The sequence below is a fragment of the Acidovorax sp. KPB24-03 genome, from assembly GCF_057546605.1.
In genome coordinates, this window is sequence record NZ_BAAJYR010000046.1 from 1 (window position 1) to 21270 (window position 21270).

General features: G+C 67.3%; 23 protein-coding genes and 1 pseudogene. 9 read left to right on the top strand and 15 right to left on the bottom strand.

The features are described 5' to 3' along the window. The 4 genes and pseudogenes from AC27KI_RS08430 to AC27KI_RS08445 all read right to left on the bottom strand — a co-directional run. A pseudogene (locus tag AC27KI_RS08430) lies at window positions 1-404 on the bottom strand (SAM-dependent methyltransferase); the annotation flags it as partial. Continuing rightward, window positions 401-1195 (bottom strand): DUF1365 domain-containing protein, encoded by a 795-nt coding sequence (locus AC27KI_RS08435; protein ID WP_487089163.1) that lies wholly within the window; start codon window positions 1193-1195, stop codon window positions 401-403. The pseudogene AC27KI_RS08430 and the gene AC27KI_RS08435, both read right to left, overlap by 4 nt. After that, the gene (locus AC27KI_RS08440; protein WP_487113423.1) at window positions 1192-2298 is read right to left on the bottom strand and encodes an NAD(P)/FAD-dependent oxidoreductase; all 1107 of its coding nucleotides are present in this window, start codon (window positions 2296-2298) and stop codon (window positions 1192-1194) included. Before AC27KI_RS08440 ends, AC27KI_RS08435 begins: the two co-directional genes overlap by 4 nt. A gap of 23 nt (window positions 2299-2321) precedes the next feature. Continuing rightward, entirely contained in the window at window positions 2322-2594 is a 273-nt protein-coding gene (locus AC27KI_RS08445; protein ID WP_487113425.1) for an FAD-dependent oxidoreductase, read from the bottom strand. Between the two features lie 224 nt (window positions 2595-2818). Here AC27KI_RS08445 and AC27KI_RS08450 point away from each other — a divergent pair, with 224 nt between their 5' ends. Together AC27KI_RS08450 and AC27KI_RS08455 are read left to right on the top strand one after the other, a co-directional pair. Beyond that, entirely contained in the window at window positions 2819-3361 is a 543-nt protein-coding gene (locus AC27KI_RS08450; RefSeq protein ID WP_487089165.1) for a sigma-70 family RNA polymerase sigma factor, read from the top strand. Further along, window positions 3358-4023, top strand: coding sequence for a ChrR family anti-sigma-E factor (locus AC27KI_RS08455; protein ID WP_487089166.1), 666 nt, complete (start codon window positions 3358-3360; stop codon window positions 4021-4023). The genes AC27KI_RS08450 and AC27KI_RS08455 overlap by 4 nt, the downstream gene beginning before the upstream one ends. A gap of 40 nt (window positions 4024-4063) precedes the next feature. Here AC27KI_RS08455 and AC27KI_RS08460 read toward each other — a convergent pair whose 3' ends face one another. The 11 genes from AC27KI_RS08460 to AC27KI_RS08510 form a co-directional block, all read right to left on the bottom strand. Then, a complete protein-coding gene (locus AC27KI_RS08460; RefSeq protein ID WP_284429197.1) occupies window positions 4064-4483 on the bottom strand; it encodes a DUF2177 family protein in 420 nt (139 codons plus the stop codon). A 21-nt stretch (window positions 4484-4504) separates the two neighbouring features. Further along, window positions 4505-5170 carry a DUF6134 family protein gene (locus AC27KI_RS08465; protein WP_317356711.1) on the bottom strand — a complete coding sequence of 222 codons (666 nt, stop codon included), beginning with the start codon at window positions 5168-5170 and terminating at the stop codon, window positions 4505-4507. Further along, window positions 5167-5970, bottom strand: a complete 804-nt coding sequence (locus AC27KI_RS08470) for a DUF1295 domain-containing protein (RefSeq protein WP_487113427.1) — start codon at window positions 5968-5970, stop codon at window positions 5167-5169. Before AC27KI_RS08470 ends, AC27KI_RS08465 begins: the two co-directional genes overlap by 4 nt. A 10-nt stretch (window positions 5971-5980) precedes the next feature. Continuing rightward, window positions 5981-7024 carry an SAM-dependent methyltransferase gene (locus AC27KI_RS08475; protein WP_487113429.1) on the bottom strand — a complete coding sequence of 348 codons (1044 nt, stop codon included), beginning with the start codon at window positions 7022-7024 and terminating at the stop codon, window positions 5981-5983. A 118-nt stretch (window positions 7025-7142) separates the two neighbouring features. Beyond that, a complete protein-coding gene (locus AC27KI_RS08480) occupies window positions 7143-8780 on the bottom strand; it encodes a histidine kinase famiy protein (protein ID WP_284429193.1) in 1638 nt (545 codons plus the stop codon). 119 nt (window positions 8781-8899) lie between these two features. Further along, window positions 8900-9901 (bottom strand): cytochrome d ubiquinol oxidase subunit II, encoded by a 1002-nt coding sequence (locus tag AC27KI_RS08485; protein ID WP_372588264.1) that lies wholly within the window; start codon window positions 9899-9901, stop codon window positions 8900-8902. Between the two features lie 16 nt (window positions 9902-9917). Continuing rightward, window positions 9918-11285, bottom strand: a complete 1368-nt coding sequence (locus tag AC27KI_RS08490) for a cytochrome ubiquinol oxidase subunit I (protein WP_317356721.1) — start codon at window positions 11283-11285, stop codon at window positions 9918-9920. A gap of 6 nt (window positions 11286-11291) precedes the next feature. Beyond that, window positions 11292-11879, bottom strand: coding sequence for a GbsR/MarR family transcriptional regulator (locus AC27KI_RS08495; RefSeq protein WP_487113431.1), 588 nt, complete (start codon window positions 11877-11879; stop codon window positions 11292-11294). Window positions 11880-11989: 110 nt separating this feature from the next. Next, entirely contained in the window at window positions 11990-12910 is a 921-nt protein-coding gene (locus tag AC27KI_RS08500; protein WP_284429189.1) for a ZIP family metal transporter, read from the bottom strand. Window positions 12911-12987: 77 nt separating this feature from the next. Then, entirely contained in the window at window positions 12988-13380 is a 393-nt protein-coding gene (locus AC27KI_RS08505; RefSeq protein WP_487113433.1) for a ferritin-like domain-containing protein, read from the bottom strand. A 74-nt stretch (window positions 13381-13454) separates the two neighbouring features. Beyond that, window positions 13455-13952, bottom strand: coding sequence for a ferritin-like domain-containing protein (locus AC27KI_RS08510; protein WP_487113435.1), 498 nt, complete (start codon window positions 13950-13952; stop codon window positions 13455-13457). 241 nt (window positions 13953-14193) lie between these two features. Between AC27KI_RS08510 and AC27KI_RS08515 the strand changes: the two genes are divergently transcribed. The 7 genes from AC27KI_RS08515 to AC27KI_RS08545 form a co-directional block, all read left to right on the top strand. Beyond that, window positions 14194-14535 carry a DUF6172 family protein gene (locus AC27KI_RS08515; RefSeq protein ID WP_487089170.1) on the top strand — a complete coding sequence of 114 codons (342 nt, stop codon included), beginning with the start codon at window positions 14194-14196 and terminating at the stop codon, window positions 14533-14535. Between the two features lie 523 nt (window positions 14536-15058). After that, window positions 15059-15583: a sigma-70 family RNA polymerase sigma factor gene (locus AC27KI_RS08520; protein ID WP_272548815.1), complete on the top strand. Its 525-nt coding sequence runs from the start codon at window positions 15059-15061 to the stop codon at window positions 15581-15583. 156 nt (window positions 15584-15739) lie between these two features. After that, on the top strand, window positions 15740-15979 hold the full coding sequence (locus AC27KI_RS08525; RefSeq protein ID WP_487089171.1) for a DUF4880 domain-containing protein: 240 nt from the start codon (window positions 15740-15742) through the stop codon (window positions 15977-15979). A 241-nt stretch (window positions 15980-16220) separates the two neighbouring features. Then, window positions 16221-16469 carry an MbtH family protein gene (locus AC27KI_RS08530; protein WP_317356733.1) on the top strand — a complete coding sequence of 83 codons (249 nt, stop codon included), beginning with the start codon at window positions 16221-16223 and terminating at the stop codon, window positions 16467-16469. After that, complete coding sequence (locus AC27KI_RS08535) at window positions 16469-17212, top strand: thioesterase II family protein (RefSeq protein WP_487089172.1); 744 nt, start codon at window positions 16469-16471, stop codon at window positions 17210-17212. The genes AC27KI_RS08530 and AC27KI_RS08535 overlap by 1 nt, the downstream gene beginning before the upstream one ends. Continuing rightward, on the top strand, window positions 17190-17882 hold the full coding sequence (locus tag AC27KI_RS08540; RefSeq protein WP_487089173.1) for a 4'-phosphopantetheinyl transferase family protein: 693 nt from the start codon (window positions 17190-17192) through the stop codon (window positions 17880-17882). Before AC27KI_RS08535 ends, AC27KI_RS08540 begins: the two co-directional genes overlap by 23 nt. 75 nt (window positions 17883-17957) lie before the next feature. Then, window positions 17958-21270: condensation domain-containing protein (locus tag AC27KI_RS08545; protein WP_487089174.1), on the top strand; the 3313-nt coding region annotated here is incomplete at its 3' end.

Genomic DNA, 21270 nt, shown 5'->3' on the forward strand with positions numbered 1-21270 from the left:
AACAGCCGCGCCAGCAGCCGCGCTGGCAGGCTGGCCTGCAGCGCGCGGCCCCAGCCGGCCTCGTTGCGCACGCCCAGCTCCAGCAGGGCGGCCAGGTCGGGGCTGGACCATTCACCCTGGCGGTAGCTCTCCGCCAAGCCCAGGTCGCCGCCCACGGCCAGGCGCCACAGCGGGCGCCAGCGGTGCAGCACGAGGGTGCCGTGGGGCCCGGGCTCGGTGCCTCGGCCCTCGGCGCGTTCACCGCCGGGCAGTTCCACGGTCAGGGTGCCGCAGCGCACGTTGGTCAGCAGGCGGCGCAGCACGCGCTGCAAGGGCCGCGACCGCCAGGTGGCCCGGCGGGGCATCGACGCGACCGCATGCGTGCCGTCCGTCGGAAGTCCGGTGGAGGGGGTGGGGAGGGTCATAGGTCTTTGGTTTTGATGATGGTCACGGGCAGGGCTGGCGCGGGCGGCTTGGTGTGCAGCGGCACCCTTTTGATCCAGAGCTTCAGTGCTTCCCAGTGGATGGCGCCCATCACTTTCAGCGTGAGCAGCGGGTGGGTGAGGAAGGTGCGGGCGAGGGCGCGGTCGTCGAGCGGCCGGCGGCGCGCATGGAAGCGCGCGACCAGCACGGGTCCGTTCGCATCGCTGGCCGTGATGCCCACGCCCAGGTGGTCGCGCTGCGCCGCGGGCAGGGAGATGTCGAAGGCATAGCGCATCGACAGCCCCAGAAAGGGCGACACATGGAATTCCTTGTCGCACGACTGCCGGATGCGGGTGGCGTGCTGCTCGGCTTCGGGGACGGCAATCAGGTAGCTGTGGCGCTCGCCGAAGGTGTTGTTCACCTCGTAGAGCAGGGCCTGGAGCGCGCCGTCGGGCCGGTGGCAGAAGTACACGGTCAGCGGGTTGAAAGCGTAGCCCAGGATGCGCGGCATGGTCAGCAGCTGGATGCGGCCGCCGGGCGCCAGCCCCGCCCGGGCCAGTTGCTGCTCCACATGCTGGCGCATCGGCAGGCCCTCGGCGCCGCCGTAGTCCTTCTCGTGCAGGCTGAACAGGTTGAAGCGGTTGACGGAGAACAACCGCAGGCGGCGGTCGAGCCCTGCCAGTTCGTCCAGATCGATCAGCAGCGAAAAGACGCGGTACTGCAGCCGGTGCCGCGCAGGGCTGAGCCGCTGGTGCATCACGCGGCCGGTATAGAGCGCGGACTGGCCGGTCACCGCTCGGCCCCTGGGTGCGCTGCAGCTCCTGCAGAGACTGCGGACAGGTGGATGCGGCCAGATTCGTTGTCAACGTTCCAGGGCCGGCGCACGCCGCCCAGGGCCTCCGCCACGGCGAGGCCGGCCTGCAGCCCGTCTTCGTGGAAGCCGGAGCCGAAGTAGGCGCCGCAGAACCAGGTGCGTCGCTGGCCCTGCAGCGACCAGAGCGATCGCTGGGCCTGCATGGCGGCGCCGTTGAAGATCGGGTGCTCGTAGGTCTGCGTGTGCAGCAGGTGGCGGGGGTGCGGCTCCTGCGTCGGGTTGAGGGTGAGGAACAGCGGGGTGGCGTCCGGAATGTGCTGCAGGCGGTTCATCCAGTAGGTCACGCTCAGGGCCTCGCTGCGTTCGCGCTCGGCAGCGTAGTTCCAGCTGGACCACACCGCGCGGCGCCGGGGCATCAGGGCCGGGTCGTTGTGCAGCACGGCCCGGTTGCGGCTGTAGCCGAAGGCGCCGAGCAGGTCGGTCTCTGCCTGGCTCGCATCCGGCAGCAGGCGCAGGGCCTGGTCGGCATGGGTGGCGATGACCACCTGGTCGAAACGCCGCGATTCCTGCGCATCGCCCGTGCGCACGTAGGCTCCCTCGGTGGTGCGCCGCACTTCGATGGCCGCGCTGTCCAGCCGCAGCCCCTGGCCGAGAACCTCCGTGATCTTCTGCACGTAGCGCTGGCTGCCGCCTTGCACGGTGCGCCAGGCCGGGCGGTGCCCGAGGTTCAGCAGGTGGTGGTTTTCGCAAAAGCGCACGAACGCCTGGACGGGGTACTCGCCGATGCGTGCGGCGGGCGTGGACCAGATGGCGGCGGCCATGGGATAGAGGTGATCCTCGCGGAACGCCCGGCCATAGCCATGCTGGTCGAGGTAGGCATCGAGCGAGAGGTCGCCCAGTCGGCGGACATCGGCGGGCGCCCGGCGGTAAAAGCGCACCAGATCGCGCAGCATCGACCAGAAGCGCGGGCTCAGCAGATTGCTGCGCTGGGCGAACACGCCGCCAAAGCCCGTGCCGCTGTACTCGAGTGCGCCGCCATCCAGGCTCACGCCGAAGGACATGTCGGTGGCCAGCGTGGCCACCTGCAGGTGCGCGAACAGCGCCGTCAGGTTGGGATAGCCGATTCGTTGTAGACGATGAACCCGGTGTCCACGGCGATCTCGCCCCCCGGCCCGGGCACGTGCACGGTGTGGCTGTGGCCGCCGGGCCGGCGGTCGGCCTCGAACAACGTGACCTGGTGGCGTTGGGCGAGCAGCCACGCGGCCGACAGGCCGGAAATGCCGCTGCCGATCACGGCCACATCCAGCGGCCGTCCCGGTGGGGCGGCCTTGGCAGGCGATGCGGGCGCGTGCGCCGCATGGATTGTCATTGCGTCCATCCTCGAAGTCTCCTCGCGGAGTATTGTGTGGGTATACGCAGTGGCTGCGCGTTTGGATTCCACCAGATGGACGTGATCTAATCCGCCGGGTGTTGCGTATGAGCAGCATGACCACCGTCCGCCAGCCCGCAGAGCGGCCTTCCAGGCCTCGAAAATCCTGGCCTCCTTATTTGTCGATCGTGACCCACCCACCCACCCATGGAGCCCATCCGACGGGAGACGCGTTGAGCGCCCTGGTCCAGGCGGTGGCGTCCCAGGGCGACCGGCAGGCGTTCGCGGCGCTGTTCAAGCACTTCGCCCCGCGCGTGAAGGCCTACCTCATGCGCCTCGGAACCCCGGATAGCGTGGCGGAAGACCTCGCTCAGGAGGCGCTGGTCAGCGTCTGGCGCAAGGCGCACCTGTTCGACCCGGCCCACGCTGGTGTGTCCACCTGGGTTTTCACGATTGCGCGCAACCTGCGGGTGGATTATTTTCGGCGCCGCTCCAATCTGGCGCTAGAGCAGGACGAGGGCCAGGGCGAACAGATCCCCGACACGGCGCCTGCGCCCGACGAACATTGCTACGCCGCCCAACAAGAGAGCGAAGTAAGGCGTGCCCTGCAGCAGTTGTCGCCCGACCAGGCGCAGGTGCTGCAGCTGTCTTTCTTCGAAGAGCATCCCCACGCCCGGATCGCGCAGGATCTGGGCATTCCGCTGGGCACCGTGAAGTCGCGGGTCCGCCTAGCGATGAACCATTTGCGCCGCTTGCTCGGCCACCTTGAGCCATGACGATCCAACACCATCCCGCCGACGACGTGCTGCTGGCCCAGGCCGCCGGGCACCTGCCCGCGGCCGCCTCGCTGCTGATCCAGGCGCATGTGGCCATGTGCGCGCACTGCCGCGAGCGCTTGTGCACACTCGAAATGGTCGGCGGTGCCATGCTGGACGGCATCGCCCCGGCCACGTTGCAGCCCGATGCGTTGGCGCGCACCCTGGCGGTGATCGACGGCGTAGCGCATCGTCCTGGTCATGGCGCTGGCCGCCGGCCATCGACGCGCCCCGGATCCTGGCCGCAAGGGGCCTTCTGGCCCGATGCGCTTGATGCCTGCCAGGTTTCGCCCTGGCGCTGGCTCGGTCCCGGCGTGCGCTGGAGCCGCGTGATCCTGCCGGACGATGCCCAGGCCAACGTGCTGCTCCTGCGGATCGGTGCGGGCAAGCGTTTGCCGCAGCACACGCACAGCGAGGTGGAATGGACCCAGGTGCTGCATGGCGCCTTCCACGATGGGCGCGCGCGGTTCGGCCCGGGAGATTTCGACGGCGCCGATGGGCAGGTGCACCATCAGCCGGTGGTGGAGCCGGGCGGCGAATGCATCTGCCTGGCGGGCATCGAAGGTCGGGTGGTTTTCGATGGCGCCATCGCGCGCTGGGCCGGCGCGCTCGTCGGCATGTGAGCGGGATCGCGCCCTGTCCAGGGCGCGTGGCGGCCATCAATCAGCGCAGCGGGCCGCCCCAGCGCAGGGTCGCCAGGCAGGCTGCCGTGGCGGCTGCGCCCGTGACGAAAGCGCCCCAGCACATGTCGGCGATCGTCACGCTCCACGGCCAGTCTTTCAAGGTGGCCTGGTTGGTCAGGTCGTAGGTGGCATAGGCGATCAACCCCAGCAGGGCGCCCATGCCCAGGGCCGATGTCCAGCTGCGCTGCTCCACCGCAGGCAACACCGCCATCACGACCACGCCGGCGACGTAGATCAGGTAGAACAACGCCGCGGGCGCCACCGAAAACTTGTCCTGCATGAGGTGCCCGATGGCGGGGCGGTAAAGGCGGTCGGCCATGGTGGAGAGCCACACGGCGTCGAGCGCCAGGAAGACGAGGGCCGTGGAGGCATAGGCGACGGCAAAGGGGCGGATCATCATGGGTTTTCTCCTGAGAGTCGGTTATTTCAATCGGTAGCTGAGCCGGCGGCCGCTGCCCACGGTGGAGTCGAGGCCGATCCACGCGCCGTCGGCGGCATACCAGAGGTCGATGGGCTGCGGCAACCCGGTGATGCGCCAGCGCACTGCCGCCACGGTTTCGCCCCGCACATCGAGGGTGCCTTCGCCCTGCCGCACCACCTGCACGGCATCGATCTTGCCCGTCTGGGCATTGAGCAACTGCGTCTGGCTCAGGATGGCCGGGTTCCAGTACGCAAAACTCAAGGTGCACGCGGGCATGCCTTCGGCGGGCGGAGTGGCGCTGCCCGGCGCGGGAAAGCGCAGGTCCACTTTGTTGACCTTGCCATCGTCCTGCGTCTCCGCGGTGATGGCTTCAAGGCATCCATCGCGCCAGAGTTCACGGGCATCGTGCCGGTAGCGATAGACGACCAATCCAAGCAGCTTGACGGCAAAGCGTGCTTCGCTGGTCAGCACGCGCTCCTGGGCCGCAGGCGCCGACAGTCGAAAGCGGTGTTCGCCGATCGGCGTGCCATCCAGGGCCACCTGGAAATTCCACTCGTTTGCCGCCGGCATCGCTGCGGCCGCAGGCATGGCCGTAGCAGTCCACAGCAAGGCGGCGGCAACGCACCAGGCGGTTTGCCGGCCGGGGGATGCCAGGCGGCCGGTCATCGGGAGCCTCCGGTGCGCGGTGGTCCCGGAATGAAGGCATTGGTGCGCAGCATGTACTCGCGGTAGGCCGGGCGACGCTCGGCGATGTCTTTTTCCAGCAGTGCCACGCCCGACACGCGCAGCAGGACCGTCATGAGCGCGGGCGACACGATGGTCCATACGCCCGCCCAGCCCGTACCTGCGAGCGCCACGAGCCAGAGGCCCCACCAGACGCAGGCCTCACCGAAATAGTTGGGGTGGCGCGTGAACCGCCACAGTCCCCGGTCCATGACCTGCCCCGCATGGGCGGGATCGGATTTGAAGCGCGCCATCTGCGCATCGCCCACCGCTTCGAACACGATGCCGAATCCGGCCAGGGCAATGCCGATCGCATCGATCGCGCCCAGTGGGCGGGGCGATGCCGCCAGGCCTGCCAGCAACGGCGCCGAGACGATCCAGGCCAGCATGGCTTGCAGGCCGAACACGAGGTAGAGGCTTTTGAAGGCGAAGTTCGGGCGGTTGCGTTCGCGCATCGCGCGGTAGCGGTGGTCTTCGCCGTGCCCCCAATTGCGTGCGGTGATATAGACGCACAGCCGCAGTCCCCAGATCCCCGACAACAGCAGCAACGCGGTGCCCCGGCCCCCAAGGCTCGGGGCCAAGGTCCCATACACGGCGCCGCAGCCGGCGATGAGTATGGGCCAGGCCCGATCGGCCAGGCTGGCGTCCTTGCGGGCAAGGCTCACCACCCACGTGGCAACGGACGCGGACAGGGCCCAGGCGAGGCCGAACAAGGCCCAGGTGGTGGTGGCTGATGCGTTCATGCCCATCCGATCAGTTGCGACGGTCGAACAGGTAGTGGCTCACCCACCATTGCTGCCCACCGTGAAAGCCGAAGAGTTCTTCCACCGACAGGAAGAACAGGCGCCACCGGCTCCACCATGCCGGGGCGTCTTCTCCGTAGGTTCGGCGGAACAGTGGCATGAGCGCGTCGTTTTGCAGATCCATGTTGTCCAGCCAGGCGCGGGCCGTGCGTTCGTAGTGCGTGCCATCCCAGCGCCAGCGCCGCCGCAACTGCAGATCGTCCTGGCAGTGCAGGGCCAGATCGTCGCTGGGCATCATGCCACCGGAGAAGAAATGCTTGCTCATCCAGTCGCTCGCGTCGCGTTCCTCAAACGGGTAGGGTGCCTCGCGGTGCGCGAACACATGCATGAAGAAACGGCCCCCGGGTGCGAGCCAGCGCGACACGTTGGCAAAGGCCTGCGGCCAGTTGCGCAGGTGCTCGAACATCTCCACCGAAACGATGCGGTCGAAGCGGTCCGCAATGTCGAAGCGGTTGAAATCGCAGGTGATCACCTGCACATTGGACAGACCGCGCCTGGCCGCCTCGGCGTTGATGTAGGCGCGCTGCGAGTGCGAATTGGAGACCGCGGTGATGCGGCTGGCGGGATAGCGCTGAGCCATCCACAGCGTGAGGGACCCCCAGCCGCAGCCCAGCTCCAGAATGCGCTGCCCGTCGGCCAGGCCGGCGTGCTCGCACGTCCGAAGGAGCGCGGCTTCTTCTGCCTGCGCCAGGGTGGCAGCTCCGTCGCCCCAGTAGCCGCTGCTGTACTTGCGATGCGGGCCGAGCACCGCGCCGAAGAATTCGGCCGGCACCTCGTAATGCTGCTCGTTGGCCTTGTCGGGCAGTGGTGCCAGTTCGGCCGTGCGCATGGCGTCCACGAACGCCTGCGTCTGCTCTGCCGTGGCTGCGGCATCGCCGCTGCGCATTTCCTGCAGGCGTTCTTTCAAAAGACGGCGGATGCCGTAGCGCACCATCTGGTCGGGCACGATGCCCTGCTCGGCCCATCGAATGGCATTGGCGGTGCTTTTCGGCATGTGCGGCTCCTGGAATGCCGCATCGGAATGTGCGGCCTGCTTCCTGTACGCAGGCCTGTCGCCGTTGGATTGCTGGCGTCGCGAAATTTCAGTGCATCGCGCGCCCGGGTGCATGCGGTCAGGTCCGGGTGCCGGTGGCGCCGTCCAGCACCATGCGCACGCTGCGTGCCAGGTCTGCCAGCCGGTAGGGTTTTTTCAGGATCTCGAACTCCGTCGGCGCGACATTGGCCAGGCTGCCCATGTCGCGGTCGAACCCCGTGGTGAGCAGGATGTGGATGCCCGCCACGGTCTTGCGCATCTCGCGCGCGAGTTCGTAGCCGTTCAATCCCCCGGGCATGACCACGTCGGTGAAGAGCAGATCCGGCAGTGCGTCCTGTGGCATCGCCCGCACCAGTTTCAGCGCGGCATGTGCGCTGTGCGCCGTGTGCACCGTGTAGCCCAGGCCTTCCAGCATGGCCTGGGCCAGTTCGGCCACCTCGACCCGATCGTCCACCACGAGGATGGTTTCATTGCCTCCGCGATTCTTCGGGACCAGCGATTCGGCCAGGTCGGGGTGGGGACGGCCGTGCACTGCAGGGAAATACATGCGGACCGTGGTGCCCAGGCCCACTTCCGAGTAGATGGTGACGGCACCGCCCGACTGCTTGGCGAAGCCGTACACCATCGACAGGCCCAGGCCCGTGCCCTTGCCTTCTTCCTTGGTGGTGAAGAAGGGGTCCATCACGCGCGACACCACTTCGGGCGGGATGCCGGCGCCGGTGTCCGTCACGGAGATGGTGGCGTAGCGGCCTGACTGCAGTCCGGAGAAATTGTTGCCGTCCTGCGCATCCAGGTGGATGGCCTGGGTTTCCACGCGGATGCGGCCCCCGTTGGGCATGGCGTCGCGGGAATTCAGCAGCAGATTGAGCACGGCCACTTCGAGCTGCGTCGTGTCCAGCTCGCAGTTCGGCAGGTCTTCGCCGAGCACGTATTCCATCTCGATCGCATCGCCCAGCGTGCGCTCGGCCAGGGTGGCCATTCCCCGGGCGAGGCTGTTGAGATTGACCACCCGCCCTTTGAGCTTTTGCTTGCGCGAGAAGGCCAGCAACTGCTGGGTCAGCGTGGATGCCTTGGACACCGCACTGCGGATGCTGTCGATGGAGCGGTCGATGTCCTGCGGACCCAGGCGGTTGTTGCGGTTCTTGACGCGCATGACGTCCAGGTGCCCGGACATCACCTGGAGCAGGTTGTTGAAGTCGTGGGAGATGCCGCCGGTGAGTTGGCCCAGTGCCTCCATCTTCTGCGCCTGCGAGAGGGCTTCCTCCGCATCGCGGCGTCGGCTCACGTCCAGCTGCGAGGCGAAGAAATAAACCAGTTCGCGCCGGCTGTTGTAGACCGGGGAGATGAAGAGGGCGTTCCAGAACGAGGAGCCGTCCTTGCGGTAGTTCAGCAGTTCCAGCGAAATCTCGCGCCGTTGCTCGATGGCTTCGCGGATGGCGGCGACGGTGTTGCGGTCGGTGGCCGGGCCCTGCAGAAATCGGCAGTTGTGCCCCATGATCTCCTGAACGGAGTAGCCCGTCATCGCCACGAAAGCCCGGTTGCAGAACACGATGGGGTTGTCGGGCTGGCGGGGGTCGGTCACCAGCATGGGCATGCGGGTGGTTTCGATGGCCGCAAAGAAGATGTCGTCCTTGTGGTCGGACACTTCGCTGGGGGCGCCTTCGGCCACGTAGGCTTGCCACGGGCCGGGTACGGGGGGCTTTTCGCTGCTGCTCATGTTGCAGGAATCGTAATGCAATCGTCCTTCCCACTGCCTGCCAGATCGGCCTGCCCGATGTAGGCGCACACGCCGCCGCTGCCTTTTCGAATGAAAGCCGGGGCCGCAGGCGAGCGCGCTCAAAGCCCGTACGTCAGCGCTTTCGCCTTGCCCCAGAACACCCGGTACATGAAAATGGTGTAGGCGACGATGGCTGGCAGGGTGATGCCCACGCCCACCGCCACGACCACAAGCGACTCGGGCGCGCTCGCCGCCTGCCACACCGTGATGCGGTCGATGACGATGTAGGGGTAAAGGCTGTATGCCAGGCCGAAGAACGCGAGAAGAAACACCGCGACGGTGGCGACGAACACGATCCAGCCGTAGCCCGCGTTCACGATGCGCGGGGTGTGCAGCACGTGGTGGATGGCGAACAGCGCCGCGGCGCAGGCCAGGGGAATCGGCAGCAACACGAAGAGCTGGGGCAGCGCGAACCACTTCTCGAACACCGTGTGGCTGACCAGGGGCGTCGCCAGCGAAATGGCGGCGAGGGCCAGTGCCATGGGCCACAGCACGGCACGGCCCCACGCCAGCGCCTTGCGCTGCAGGTCTCCTTCGGTCTTCATGAGCAGCCAGCCGGCACCCAGCATGCAGTAAGCCGCGGGCAGCGTGGCGGCAATGCCGGCGGCGAACAGCGTGGGCCACAGGCCACCTGCGAAGCCGGTCACATAGGCGCCCAGCATCCAGCCCTGCGCGAGCGTGGTCACCAGCGAGCCGGCGGCGAAGGTGCGGTTCCAGGCGGTCTTGTGGGCATCGCGCGCCTTCACCCGGAAGTCGAACGCCACACCGCGCAGGATGAGCCCCAGCAGCATCACCGTGGCCGGCGCATAGAGCGCTGAAAGCACCACGCCGTGGGCCATCGGAAAGCACACCAGCAGCACGCCAACGCCCAGCACCAGCCAGGTTTCGTTGGCATCCCAGAACGGTCCGATGCTGGAGACCATGGTGTCTTTTTCGGCATCGGTGGCGAAGGGCAGCAGCATGCCCACCCCCAGGTCGTAGCCGTCCAGCACCACGTACGCCAGCAGGGCCAGGCCCATGACCGCCATGAAGGCGAGGGGCAGAACATTGGCAAGGGTCATTTCCATGGCGGGCACCTCAAACGGCTTGCGGCGCCGGCGGGCGGACCGCCGGCGTGGGCATGGCGGCGTGTTCGGCCATGTACTTGATGACGGCGACATAGCTCACCAGCAGCGTGGCATACACCGCCAGATAGGCGGCGAGCGACATCGCCACGGTGGAGGGTGGGTGCTGCGCCACCGTGTCGGCGGCGCGCAGCAGGCCGTACACCAGGTAGGGCTGGCGTCCGATCTCGGTCACATACCAGCCGGCCAGCGTGGCCACCCAGCCCGAGAAGGTCATGGCCACCAGGGTGAACAGCAGGGCGCGCGGGAGCGAAGCCACGGCAGAGGCCTCCTTGCGGCGGCGCCACAGCGCGAAAGCGCCCCACCATGCCACCGCCAGCATGAGCATGCCCATGCCCACCATCACCCGAAAGCTCCAGAACACGGGTGCGACGGGCGGATGCGCGCCTTGGAATGCGTCGAGGCCCTTGAGCTCGGCCTCGCTGTCGTGCGCCAGGATCAGGCTGGCGGCCTTGGGGATCTGCACGGCGTAATCGGTGCGGCCCTCCTTCTCGTTGGGCCAGCCGAACAGCGTGAGCGGCGCGCCCTTTTCGGTGTGCCAGATGCCTTCGATCGCGGCGATCTTGGCGGGCTGGTGCTGCAAGGTGTTGAGGCCATGCATGTCGCCCATCAGGATCTGTGCGGGGATGGCCACGGCCACCGCGACGAGGGCGGCGCGCAGCGCCAGGGGCGTGCCGAGCGTGGCCGTGCCGCGGATCAGCTGCCAGGCGCTCACGCCGGCCAGCAGGAAACCGGCGGTCAGCGTGGACGCCAGCAGCTTGTGGCCCAGGCGGTAGGGGAAAGAGGGGTTGAAGACGATGGCCAGCCAGTCCACCGCGTGGAACTTGCCGTCGATGATCTCGAAGCCCGCTGGCGTCTGCATCCAGGAGTTGAGGCTCAGGATCCAGAAGGCCGACAGGGTGGTGCCCCCGGCCACGAGCAGGGTGGCGATCAGGTGCACGCGGTCGCTCACGTGCTGGCGGCCGAACAGCATGATGCCCAGGAAAGTCGCTTCCAGGAAGAACGCGGTGAACACCTCGTAGCCCAGCAGCGGGCCCGCGATGTTGCCGGCGCGCTCCATGAAGCCGGGCCAGTTGGTGCCGAACTGAAAGCTCATGGTCACCCCCGACACCACGCCGAGGGCGAAGGTCAGCGCGAAGACCTTGGTCCAGAAGTAGTAGGCCTGCTCCCAGCCCTGCGCGGCCGGGGTGCCGGCGGCGGCCCGGTGGCGCAGCCGGAAGTACACCAGGAACCAGCACAGCGCGATGTTGATGGTGGGAAACAGGATGTGAAAGCTGATGTTGGCCGCGAACTGGATCCGCGAGAGCATGAAAGTGTCCATGGCGATCTACCGGTCCTTTCCGCCCTGCTTGCCGGTGCCGCCCTTGCCGGTGAGCCGGTCCTTGAACTCCAGCACCCGCGTGACGGCAGTGCCCATGCCCATGAGCTGCATCGCGGTCTCGGGTGCGAGGCGCTGCACGTCATCGAACCAGGTCATCAGGCGGTCGATGAGGTCGTGCATTTCCTGCATGCGCTGCTGCGCGTGGCGTTCGTCCTCGGACGCGGGCTCTTCCAGCAGGGCCATGCGCAGCATGGACAGCGTGGGCTCGATCTCGCGGCGCCGGCGCTCTTCGGCCAGGGTGCAGAAGATCTGCCAGACGTCCTGCGGCGCTTCGAAGTACTCGCGCCGGTCACCCGGCTGGTGGCGCAACTGGACGAGCCGCCAGGCCTGCAGTTCCTTCAGGCCCATGCTCACGTTCGAGCGCGAGAACTCCAGCGTCTCGGCGATTTCATCCGCATTGACGGGGCGGGGCGACAGGTAGAGCAGGGCGTAGATCTGCCCGACGGTGCGGTTGATGCCCCAGCGGCTGCCCATTTCGCCGAAATGGGCCACGAATTGTCGATTCAGGGAGGGGAGCGGCTTGATCTGTGTCATGCCGCGATTGTGCTTCAGGTTTACTGAGTTTTCAGGATTTACTGAAAATTCAATAAGTACATCAGGGTCGATTCATCGATGGAAAGCGCTGCAAGGCCGGGATGGGCCGTTCATCCCAGGGCGGTGTCGAGCAGCATCATCACCACGAAGCCCAGCATCAGCCCTCCCGTGGCGAAAGCCTCATGCCCCTTGCGGTGGGATTCCGGAATGATCTCGTGGCTGATGACGTACAGCATGGCGCCCGCGGCCGCGGCGAGCCCCCAGGGCAGCAGGCTGGCCGATAGGCCGATCAGTGCCACGCCCATGACGGCCGCCACCGGCTCGATCAGGCCGGACACCACGCCCAGGCCCGCGGACATCCAGCGGCCGTAGCCCACGCCGCGCAGGGCCAGCGCCACCACCATGCCCTCGGGAACGTCCTGGATGGAGATGCCCGCGGCCAGCGCCTTGGCCCCCACGCCATCCGGGCCGGCGAAAGCGACCCCGATGGCCAGGCCCTCGGGCAGGTTGTGCAGCGTGATGGCGAGCACGAAGAGCCAGGCGCGCTTGATGGCGCGGGCCTGCGGGCCTTCCAGCCCTTTCACGAAATGCTCGTGCGGCACGGCGCGATCGATCAGCAGCAACAACAGGGCCCCGCCCAGGATGCCCGCGCCCACGATGCCGCCCGCCCCCCACGGCCCGGCGCCCTGGGACTTCGCCGCGGCCAGGGCGGGAATGACGAGGGAGAACGCGCTGGCCGCGAGCATGACACCGGCGCCGAAGCCGAGCATGGTGTCGTGCGTGCGTTGCGAGAACTTCTGCGACAGCAGCACGGGCAGCGTGCCCAGCGCCGTTGCTGCAGCCGCCATCAGCCCGCCCAGCAGGGCGCCGCGCAGCCGGTCGTCTCCGCTGACCAGGCCACCCATGGCCTGTGCCGAGAGGATGGCCAGGCCCGCGGCCACGATGCCCAACCCCAGCCATTGGCGCCAGGACAGGGCGTGATGCGCGGGCACTTCGGCATGGCTTGCCGGATCATGGGAATGCAATGGCATGGCAGGGACTCCTGCAAGGATGAGCGGTGTGGGCGGCGACCACGGCGGCACGACGCCGCGGCGGTGCCTTCGGGCGGCTACATGTACACGCTGCTCAGCCGCAGGCTGCCATTCACGCCGGCCGGGAAGAACCCGCCCTGGCTGGCCGCGTTGGGCGTGAGATAGACGATGTTGAGCACGTCGTCCGGAGAGCGGCTGTAGGCGATGCCGTTGGCGTCCAGCGGAACGATGTTCGATGCCCCGCTGGCGTCGGGTGCGATGCCCTGGTCCAGGTCCTTGGAGTTGTCCAGGGTGTCGCGCGCGTCGGAAATCTTGCCCGCCGCCGCCTGGGCATCGATGCCCTTCGAATACAGCACCGTGCGCACCAGGCCCGCGTGGTAGGCCTCGGCGGCCAGGATGCCGGCAGCGGCCTCCAGGTAGGTCTTGTTCTGGATCAGCGGCGCGGCACCCTTGTAGGCCGTGACGCCCACGTCCTCGAAGATGAAGGCGCCCAGCAGAAAGCTCAGATCGTCCTTGTAGGGATTGAAGGCTGTCCCGGCCGGGATCAGCCCCGAGGCCTGCGCCGCCTTGGAGAATGCACCGTTCGGGTCGGTGCGCCCACGTCGATCGACGGCATGGCGACGGCGGACGATCCCAGGGCGGCCCGCAGGAAGTTCACATGGGCCAGTTCGTCGGCGGCGATCTCCTTGGCGTAGGCCGCCACCACCGGGTCGGAGAAGGGCACCTTGGTGCCGCCGATCACGGTGCCGCGCGTGCCTGTGCCAGTGGTCTGCGCATCGGGCAAACCGGCGCCGGTCGTGGCGTAGAGGTAGAACTGCGCCTCCAGGTATTCCAGGTTCAGCGCGAAGTTGAGAATCTCCGGGTCGGTGGGGGCGTCGGCGCCGATGGCCGGGCCCGACCCGCCGCCGCACGCGGTCAGGATGGCGCCTCCCGCCATGCCGGCGGCAAAGCCCCCGGTCTTGCGAAAGAACATGCGGCGCTCTTTGAGCTTGTCGGAGCGGCGTTGCAGGATTTCAAGGGGCGATGCAGGGATGTCGATCATGGTGGTTCCTGGTGGTGTGCGGAGCACGAAGGTCACATGTCGGTCCAGCGGCAGGGAGCCGTTGCCGGAGAGGCAGGAAAGCGGGGCCGGCCGATGCCCGGCACTGCATGCCATGGATCGCCTCCGCCGTCTTCCTGTGGTGGGGGTACGGGGCCGGGGCTGCAACGGATTCAAGTTTTTTTGCACGTAATCCATGCAGTGCCGCGGCATGGCGGATGGCCCGCTGGGGCTACCATCGCCCATGCGAAAAAACTTCACCCTCATTTCCCCCAACAAGCAGCGCGAGCGTGTTCTGGATGCCGTCAAGCATGAAATCCGCCAGTACCTGCGCCGCGAACGCAAGCGCGAGTTGCCCGCCGGATCGAACTACTGGGACTTCGACTGCCGCTTCGGCCTGACGAAGGATTCCGCGGAAACCGTGCCGCTGGCCGACCTGATCGATCGCGTGGGCGCTGCGGCGGCGGAAGGCGCGGATGCCTTCTATGTGGAGGTGCTGGCGCGCCCGGCCGTGAAGGCCGTGCACGAGCGGCGTGCCGCCCCGGACGACGAAGGAGACGGCGAGGGCGCGCAGGGGGAGGCCTGAGCGGCGGAGAAGGGCCGCTGGCTGCCATTGGCAGTCATGGCAGTCAAAAGCCGCTCATGCCGGCGGATTGTTTGCCGTTGTTGCTATGAATTCAGTAGCAAATATCTGAAATGAGCGCTCCCGGCCCTGGCTCTGTGGAAGGCGTCACCCGCCTTCCGAGGGCCCGGGATCGGAGGCAATCCCCGCGCCGCTGTTGCGGTTCGCAGCATTTTCTGACCGAGGCCATGCAGCAGGACGCGTGCGTTGGCGCCATCCCCCTGTCTTCATCTTCCGCGCTCGCACGTCTTCATGGGTAAGGTCGGTCACCGCGGATTCGCGGTTTCTTTCTGTCACTAATTAATAATAATTCTCATTAACATTTCATGGATGATCGATGAAATAGTCCATGAAATAACCGCTTGCTCTTTTGGCGCTGAATGGCAGCGGGGAGCGCTGTAGGCGGGCGACCTGCCGGGCCAGGGGCGAAGGCAGCCGGCCGCCGCGGACCATGGCGATTTATTCAGTTCACTGGGAGGTGCTGTACATGTCTTTGCATTCGTCCGGGCCATCGCTCGGAGAGGTGTTCGTGGCCAACCGGGCGCAGCTTTTGCGCGTGGCGCACAAGATCGTTCGCACGATGGATCTGGCGGATGACATCGTGCAGGACGCCTATCTGCGCATCGTCGGCGGTGCGAGCGAACGCAAGATCGACCAGCCCATCGGCTACTGCTGCCAGGTGGTGCGCAATCTGGCGCTCGACCATTGCCGGCGGCAGGCCGTGGAGCGCAACTGCGTTGCCTCCGGCATGGATGTCGAAGCCCTGGAGGTGGCCGGGCCCGGGTCGCCCGACCGCCTCATGCGCGACCGGCAGCTGGTGGGCCTGATCGAAAAGGCGTTGGCGGACCTGCCCACGAGAACCCGCGTGGCATTCCAGCTGTACCGGCTCGATGGCATGACGCAGCGCGACATCGCCATTTCGTTGGGCTGCGCGCTGGGGCTGGTCAACCGGCTGATCGCCGAGGCCACCCAGGCCATTGCCGCCCTGCACCACCTGCTCACGGACGATTGAGCCGCTCGCCACGGCGCCATCGAACTCCGTACTTTCCGAAAAAGCGTTTTGCCCGGCGAGGCCCACTTGCGGTAAGGTGGCCGTCAGCCAGGGCCGGTGCATCCGCATCCGGTCGGTTGGTTCACCGATGCGCCGAGGCGCGAGCGAGTTTGAGGCATGACACAAGCCGACCCCCATTGGGCCGTGGCGTGGGACTGGGTGCAGCGCGAGTACGACCGAGAGAATTTCGACCCGGCTGCCCGCGAGGCGATGATGCACTGGCTGGCGGCCGACGAGGCGCACCGCAAGGCCTACGACAAGGCGGCGCGGCTCTGGCTGCTGGCCGGCCTGACGGCACCCATGGGCGATCTGGAGGAGCACGCTTTGGCGCAAGTCCAGCCCAGGATGCAGGACTGACCTGCCTGTCTGTCTGTCTGTCTGTCTGGCTGCCAGCGTCGTGCAGCCACCCTTGCCCTGCCAGAATTCCTTTCGTCGCGCGCATTCGTGCGGGTCGGGAGGGTGCGCCGCATGCGCTGCGTCGCGCACTATCCCGTGAACAGATTCGTCCCTGCTGCGTCTAGTTGAGCAGAAGCGCATGGCGCGTCCTTGTCGGACTGCGCTGTGCAGCCATCCTTCTCAACTGCCCAAGGACGTATCCATGTCAACCAGCTGCCTCGACCGCGACGACGAGACCTTCATTGTTCTGGTCAACGACGAAGACCAGTATTCGATCTGGCCGCACTGGAAGGCCATTCCGAGCGGCTGGTCGGCCGTGCCGGGCGTGCAGGGCGACAAGAAAGCCGTGCTGGCCCATGTCGAGCAGGTCTGGACGGACATGCGCCCCCGGTCGCTGCGCGAGTGGATGGAGGGGCAGGCGGCTTCGGTGTCTTCTTCCGTGGGCGGCTGATGCCCGTCGAATCCCGCATCGATCTGCTCTGCCTGCCCTGTGCGGGCGCCAGCGCCGCGATGTATCTGCGGTGGAGGCGACTGCTGCCGCAGTGGCTGCGGGTCGTTCCCGTGGAGCTGCCGGGCCGCGGTGCGCGCCTGGCCGAGGGCTTCGTCCCAGACTTCGATACGCTGGTGTCGCAGTTGTGCTCCGAGCAGTCACAGGCGATGCAGGGTCGCTATGTGGTGTTCGGCCACAGCATGGGCGCCCTGCTGGCCTATGGCATGGCGCGCCGCCAGAAACAGCGGGGTGGGCCGATGCCGCAGGCGCTGCTGCTGTCGGGGAGTTCGGCTCCCTCGATGCGTGACCCGAATCGGTTCGCGGGCAAGGACAACGATGCCGCCCTGATCGCCGATTTGCGGGAGCAGGGCGGCACACCGGAGGAGGTCTTCGAAAGCGCCGAACTGATGCGCCTCACGCTCGATGCGCTTGCGGCGGACTACCAGGTGTGCCAGAGCTTTCGCCACACCGAGCTGGGTGTCTTGTCCGTGCCATTGCACGTGTTTGCAGGCCGGCAGGACCGCATCGATCCAGCGAGCATGCAGGCATGGTCGGCAGAGTCGAGCGCGGCGTGCACGCTCGACTGGTTCGAAGGCGGGCACTTTTTCCTGCGGCAACAGGAAGGCCCCTTCCTGGAGTCACTCGTGCGCCGCCTGGCGCAGACCACAGCGGGAGGTGCGCATGCCGCTGCAGCGCTTGCCTGAGCCGATGCCGATGGGCATCGAGGGCTACCGCCTCGACTTCGATCTGGAAAGCGATGAAGCACTGCATCTGGACGTCCTGAGTCCGGCGGAGCGCGCACGCGCCGGCCGGTTCCTGCGGGCGGCGGATCGCCTGCGCTTTGCGGAGACCCGCGCGGCCACCCGGCGCTTGCTGGCCGGCCGCCTGGGCTGCGGACCCGCCGAGGTGCCGCTGGCGCAGGATGCCCATGGCAAGCCGTTCATTGAAAAAGGTGGCGAAGTACCGCTGTTCAACGTGTCGCACTCCGGAGGCCATGCGCTGATCGCCGTGGCGGACCCTGGCGCCGTCAGTGCCGTGGGCATCGACATCGAGCAATGCCGCGAAGGGCTGGATATCGACTCCCTGGCGCAGACCGTTCTGACCGATCGGGAGCGTGTCGCGGTGACCTGGGCGACCGATCCGCAGCACGCCATGTACCAGTGCTGGGTGGGCAAGGAAGCGGTGCTCAAGGCCATCGGCGTGGGCATTGCCGAGCACTTGCGCTGCGTAGGCATTCATCCCGACCGGGAAGGCCGGTGGTCAGTGGAAAGCACCGTGCCGCAATGGTCTGGGCTGGAGGCCATGGCGCTCTCTGCGCCGCCGGGCTACATGGCGGCGCTGGCATGGCGCAGCAAGGTGCCGGCTCCCGGTTAGTGGGCCGAGGTCTACCGCATCCGCCCGCCGCCCTCCAGGGCGCGAAACGGGCCAATCAACCATGGGAATGGACACATGACAGGCTTGACAGCATCGGCTGGCCGGATGGACCCGGCACCGAAGAATTTCGTGGAGCACCTGCAATCGCTGGCCCTGACGCGGCCGGATGAGGTGTGGCTCACCGTCGCGGGCGAGTCCGACGGTCAGCCGGTGGAAAGGGCCTTCACTTACGGCGCCTTCGAGCGGCGCACGCGGTCCCTGGCGGCGCGGCTGCAGCAGCAATGCGCGCCGGGTGATCGGGCCCTGGTGATGCTCGACAACGACGAACACTACGCCGCGAGCATGCTGGCCTGCTTTTACGCCGGTGTGATCGCCGTGCCCGTGTTTCCGCCGGAATCCCTGCGTCCCCAGCACCTGGCCCGGCTCACGGGCATTGCCACCGATTCCCAGGCCGCCTGTGTGCTCACCTCTTCGGCGCTTTTGGCGCTGATGGCTTCGGCCAAGGAGGGTTTCGATCAGGTCCGGACGATCGCCGTGGACTCGGTGGCTCTGGAATTGGCGGAGGACTGGCGCCCGTTTTCCCCGTCCGATGACGACGTGGCCTTCCTGCAATACACCTCGGGATCGACTGCTGCGCCCAAGGGGGTGATGGTCACGCACGGCAATCTCATGGCCAACGAGTGCGCCATTCGTGAGCGCATGGAAATCGGTCCGCAGGACAAGTTCGTGTCGTGGGCGCCGCTCTATCACGACATGGGCCTGATCGGCGGGCTGCTGCAGCCGCTCTACAGCGGCGCGCCTTTGGTGCTGACTTCGCCTCGGTACTTCCTGGAGCGTCCGGTGCGCTGGCTGGAGTTGATTTCGCGCCACCGCGCCACGCTGAGCGGCGGCCCCGACTTTTCTTACCGGCTGTGCACGGAGCGTGTGTCCGCGTCCCAGATGGATGGGCTGGACCTGTCGTGCTGGCGGGTGGCCTACACCGGTGCCGAACCGGTGCGTGCGGACACGGAACTCGGGTTCTGCGAGCGCTTTGCCTGCACAGGCTTTTCCGCTCAGGCCGTGTACGCCTGCTATGGCCTGGCCGAAGGAACGCTCTTTGTCACGGGCAGCCAGCGCGATGCCGGCATGGTGGCCCACCATTTCGACAGCGAGCAGCTCGCGCAGGGAGTGGGGGCGCGCCTGGAAGGCGAGGGCCATGCAGGCTCGCCGCTGGTGGCCTGCGGCACGGCGGTGCCGGGGCACACCGTCATGCTCATCGATCCGTCGACGCTCGCCGAGAAAGCGCCGGGCCGGGTCGGCGAGATCTGGGCCGCAGGGCCGAGCATCTGTGCGGGCTACTGGGGCAAGCCGCAAGAAACGGCAGCCACGTTCGTCGAACGCGAGGGCCGCCGCTGGCTGCGCACGGGCGATCTCGGCTTCTTGCATGGGCAGCAGCTGTATGTGACCGGCCGCATCAAGGACCTGATCATCCTGCGTGGGCATAACCTGTATCCGCAGGACATCGAACGCACCATCGAGGGCAGTGTGGATGCGGTGCGCAAAGGCCGGGTCGCCGCCTTCGCGGTATCGGGACCGGACGGAGAGGGCATCGGCGTGGCTGCGGAGGTTTCGCGCAGCCTGCAAAAGCTCGTACCTGCGGCGGCACTGGCCGAGGCGCTTTCGGCTGCCGTCAGCGAAGTGTTCGGGCAGGGCCTGTCGGTGGTCGTGCTGCTCAACCCTGGGACACTGCCCAAGACCTCCAGCGGAAAGCTGCAGCGGCAGGCCTGCCGAAAGGGCTGGGAGGGCAAGACGCTGGATGCCTATGCCGTCTGGGAACATGGTGCCCTGGTAGAGGGGAAGGCCCCGATTCAAGCAGTCAGCGGTCCGCTCTCCGACCACGAGCAGGCCCTGGCGGAGATATGGCGCGAACTGCTGCAATGGCCGCAGGACCGGCCCATCGAGCGGGGCACGCACTTTTTTGCCGCCGGTGGCAACTCCCTGCTGGCGGTGCAGGCCGCGGTGCGCGTGGCCACGCGCTGGGACATCGAGTTCACGCTGCGCGATTTTTTCGAGCAACCGCGATTGGCCGATTGCGCTGCCATGGTTCAGGCGCGGCAGCGCAGTGCGACGGGAACGGTGCCGCCGTTGCGCATCACGCCTTTGCCTGCCGAGCAGCGCTTTCAGGGGCTGCCGTTATCCGCCGCGCAGGCGCGCCAGTGGTTCCTGTGGCAGCTGGCGCCGAGCAGCGCGGCCTACCACGTCGCAGCGGCGGTGCGTCTGGAGGGCGCACACCTGCCGACCGCGGTGCTGCAAGCCGCCGCCGAGGCGCTGGCCACACGGCACGAATCGTTGCGCACCGTGTTTCGCGCAGGTGCCGATGGCACGCCCCGGCAATGGATACAGCCTGCCTTGCAACCCGTGGTTTCCGTGGCGGACCTGAGTGGGCTGCCCGGCGGCGAACAACGGTTGCGCATCGACGAACTGGCATTGCAGTGGAGGACCGAGCCCTTCGATCTCGGGCGCGGCCCTCTGTGGCGCCTGGCGCTGATTCGCCTGGCCGACACGTCGCAGATCGTTGTGCTCGTCATGCACCACATCGTGTCCGATGCGGCGTCCATGCAATTGCTGCTGGACGCCTTGGCGGCGCACTGTGCCGCCGCGTTATCAGGCAGCGGCTTGCCCCTTCTTGCGAGCGATGGCCTCCAATATGCGGACTATGCCGTTTCGCATGGCGCCTGGCTGCAGGAAGGGGAGGGCGCGCGCCAGCTGGATTGGTGGCGTAGCCAGCTGGGCGAGGTGCACCCGGTGCTGGCCCTGCAGACCGACCACCCGCGCCATGCCCAAGGCCGCTATCGCGCGGCGCGCCACGGGATGGCACTGCCGGCGGATTTGCTGGCTACCCTGCGCCAGCGGGCGCAGGCGCACGGCACCAGCCTGTTCACGGTGCTGCTGGCAGCGCTGCAGGCGCTGGCGTATCGCTACACGGGCATGGAGGACATCCGCATCGGCATTCCCGTGGCCGGCCGGCACCGTCCAGGAACGCAAGGACTGGTCGGCCTATTGGTCAACACCGTTGTGCTGCGCAATGGTGTGCAGGCTGGCATGGCGCTGGAGGAACTTCTGGCGGGCGCCCGCGCATCCATGCTGGGGGCGCATGACCACCAGGACCTGCCCTTCGACCAACTCGTCGAGGCATTGAAGCCGCAACGCAACGCGGGGCAGAACCCGCTGTTCCAGCTGCTTTTCAACCATGTTTTCGAAGACTACCGCGCGCTCGAACGGATTCCGGGTGTCACGGCGCACGCACACGCCCTGCCGGAAGGCGAGGCCCAATTCGAATGGGTACTGGAGTCGAGGGAGCGGGCCGATGGACACCTGTCGCTGGCCATCCTCTACGCCTCGGAGCTGT

Coding starts and splice junctions, on each gene's coding strand:
- AC27KI_RS08540 (WP_487089173.1), top strand. CDS start 17,190: ATGCCGCTGCAGCGCTTGCCTGAGCCGATGCCGATGGGCATCGAGGGC.
- AC27KI_RS08515 (WP_487089170.1), top strand. CDS start 14,194: ATGCGAAAAAACTTCACCCTCATTTCCCCCAACAAGCAGCGCGAGCGT.
- AC27KI_RS08465 (WP_317356711.1), bottom strand. CDS start 5,170: ATGACCGGCCGCCTGGCATCCCCCGGCCGGCAAACCGCCTGGTGCGTT.
- AC27KI_RS08460 (WP_284429197.1), bottom strand. CDS start 4,483: ATGATGATCCGCCCCTTTGCCGTCGCCTATGCCTCCACGGCCCTCGTC.
- AC27KI_RS08495 (WP_487113431.1), bottom strand. CDS start 11,879: ATGACACAGATCAAGCCGCTCCCCTCCCTGAATCGACAATTCGTGGCC.
- AC27KI_RS08520 (WP_272548815.1), top strand. CDS start 15,059: ATGTCTTTGCATTCGTCCGGGCCATCGCTCGGAGAGGTGTTCGTGGCC.
- AC27KI_RS08480 (WP_284429193.1), bottom strand. CDS start 8,780: ATGAGCAGCAGCGAAAAGCCCCCCGTACCCGGCCCGTGGCAAGCCTAC.
- AC27KI_RS08470 (WP_487113427.1), bottom strand. CDS start 5,970: ATGAACGCATCAGCCACCACCACCTGGGCCTTGTTCGGCCTCGCCTGG.
- AC27KI_RS08475 (WP_487113429.1), bottom strand. CDS start 7,024: ATGCCGAAAAGCACCGCCAATGCCATTCGATGGGCCGAGCAGGGCATC.
- AC27KI_RS08490 (WP_317356721.1), bottom strand. CDS start 11,285: ATGGACACTTTCATGCTCTCGCGGATCCAGTTCGCGGCCAACATCAGC.
- AC27KI_RS08530 (WP_317356733.1), top strand. CDS start 16,221: ATGTCAACCAGCTGCCTCGACCGCGACGACGAGACCTTCATTGTTCTG.
- AC27KI_RS08500 (WP_284429189.1), bottom strand. CDS start 12,910: ATGCCATTGCATTCCCATGATCCGGCAAGCCATGCCGAAGTGCCCGCG.
- AC27KI_RS08510 (WP_487113435.1), bottom strand. CDS start 13,952: ATGATCGACATCCCTGCATCGCCCCTTGAAATCCTGCAACGCCGCTCC.
- AC27KI_RS08455 (WP_487089166.1), top strand. CDS start 3,358: ATGACGATCCAACACCATCCCGCCGACGACGTGCTGCTGGCCCAGGCC.
- AC27KI_RS08525 (WP_487089171.1), top strand. CDS start 15,740: ATGACACAAGCCGACCCCCATTGGGCCGTGGCGTGGGACTGGGTGCAG.
- AC27KI_RS08485 (WP_372588264.1), bottom strand. CDS start 9,901: ATGACCCTTGCCAATGTTCTGCCCCTCGCCTTCATGGCGGTCATGGGC.
- AC27KI_RS08535 (WP_487089172.1), top strand. CDS start 16,469: ATGCCCGTCGAATCCCGCATCGATCTGCTCTGCCTGCCCTGTGCGGGC.
- AC27KI_RS08445 (WP_487113425.1), bottom strand. CDS start 2,594: ATGGACGCAATGACAATCCATGCGGCGCACGCGCCCGCATCGCCTGCC.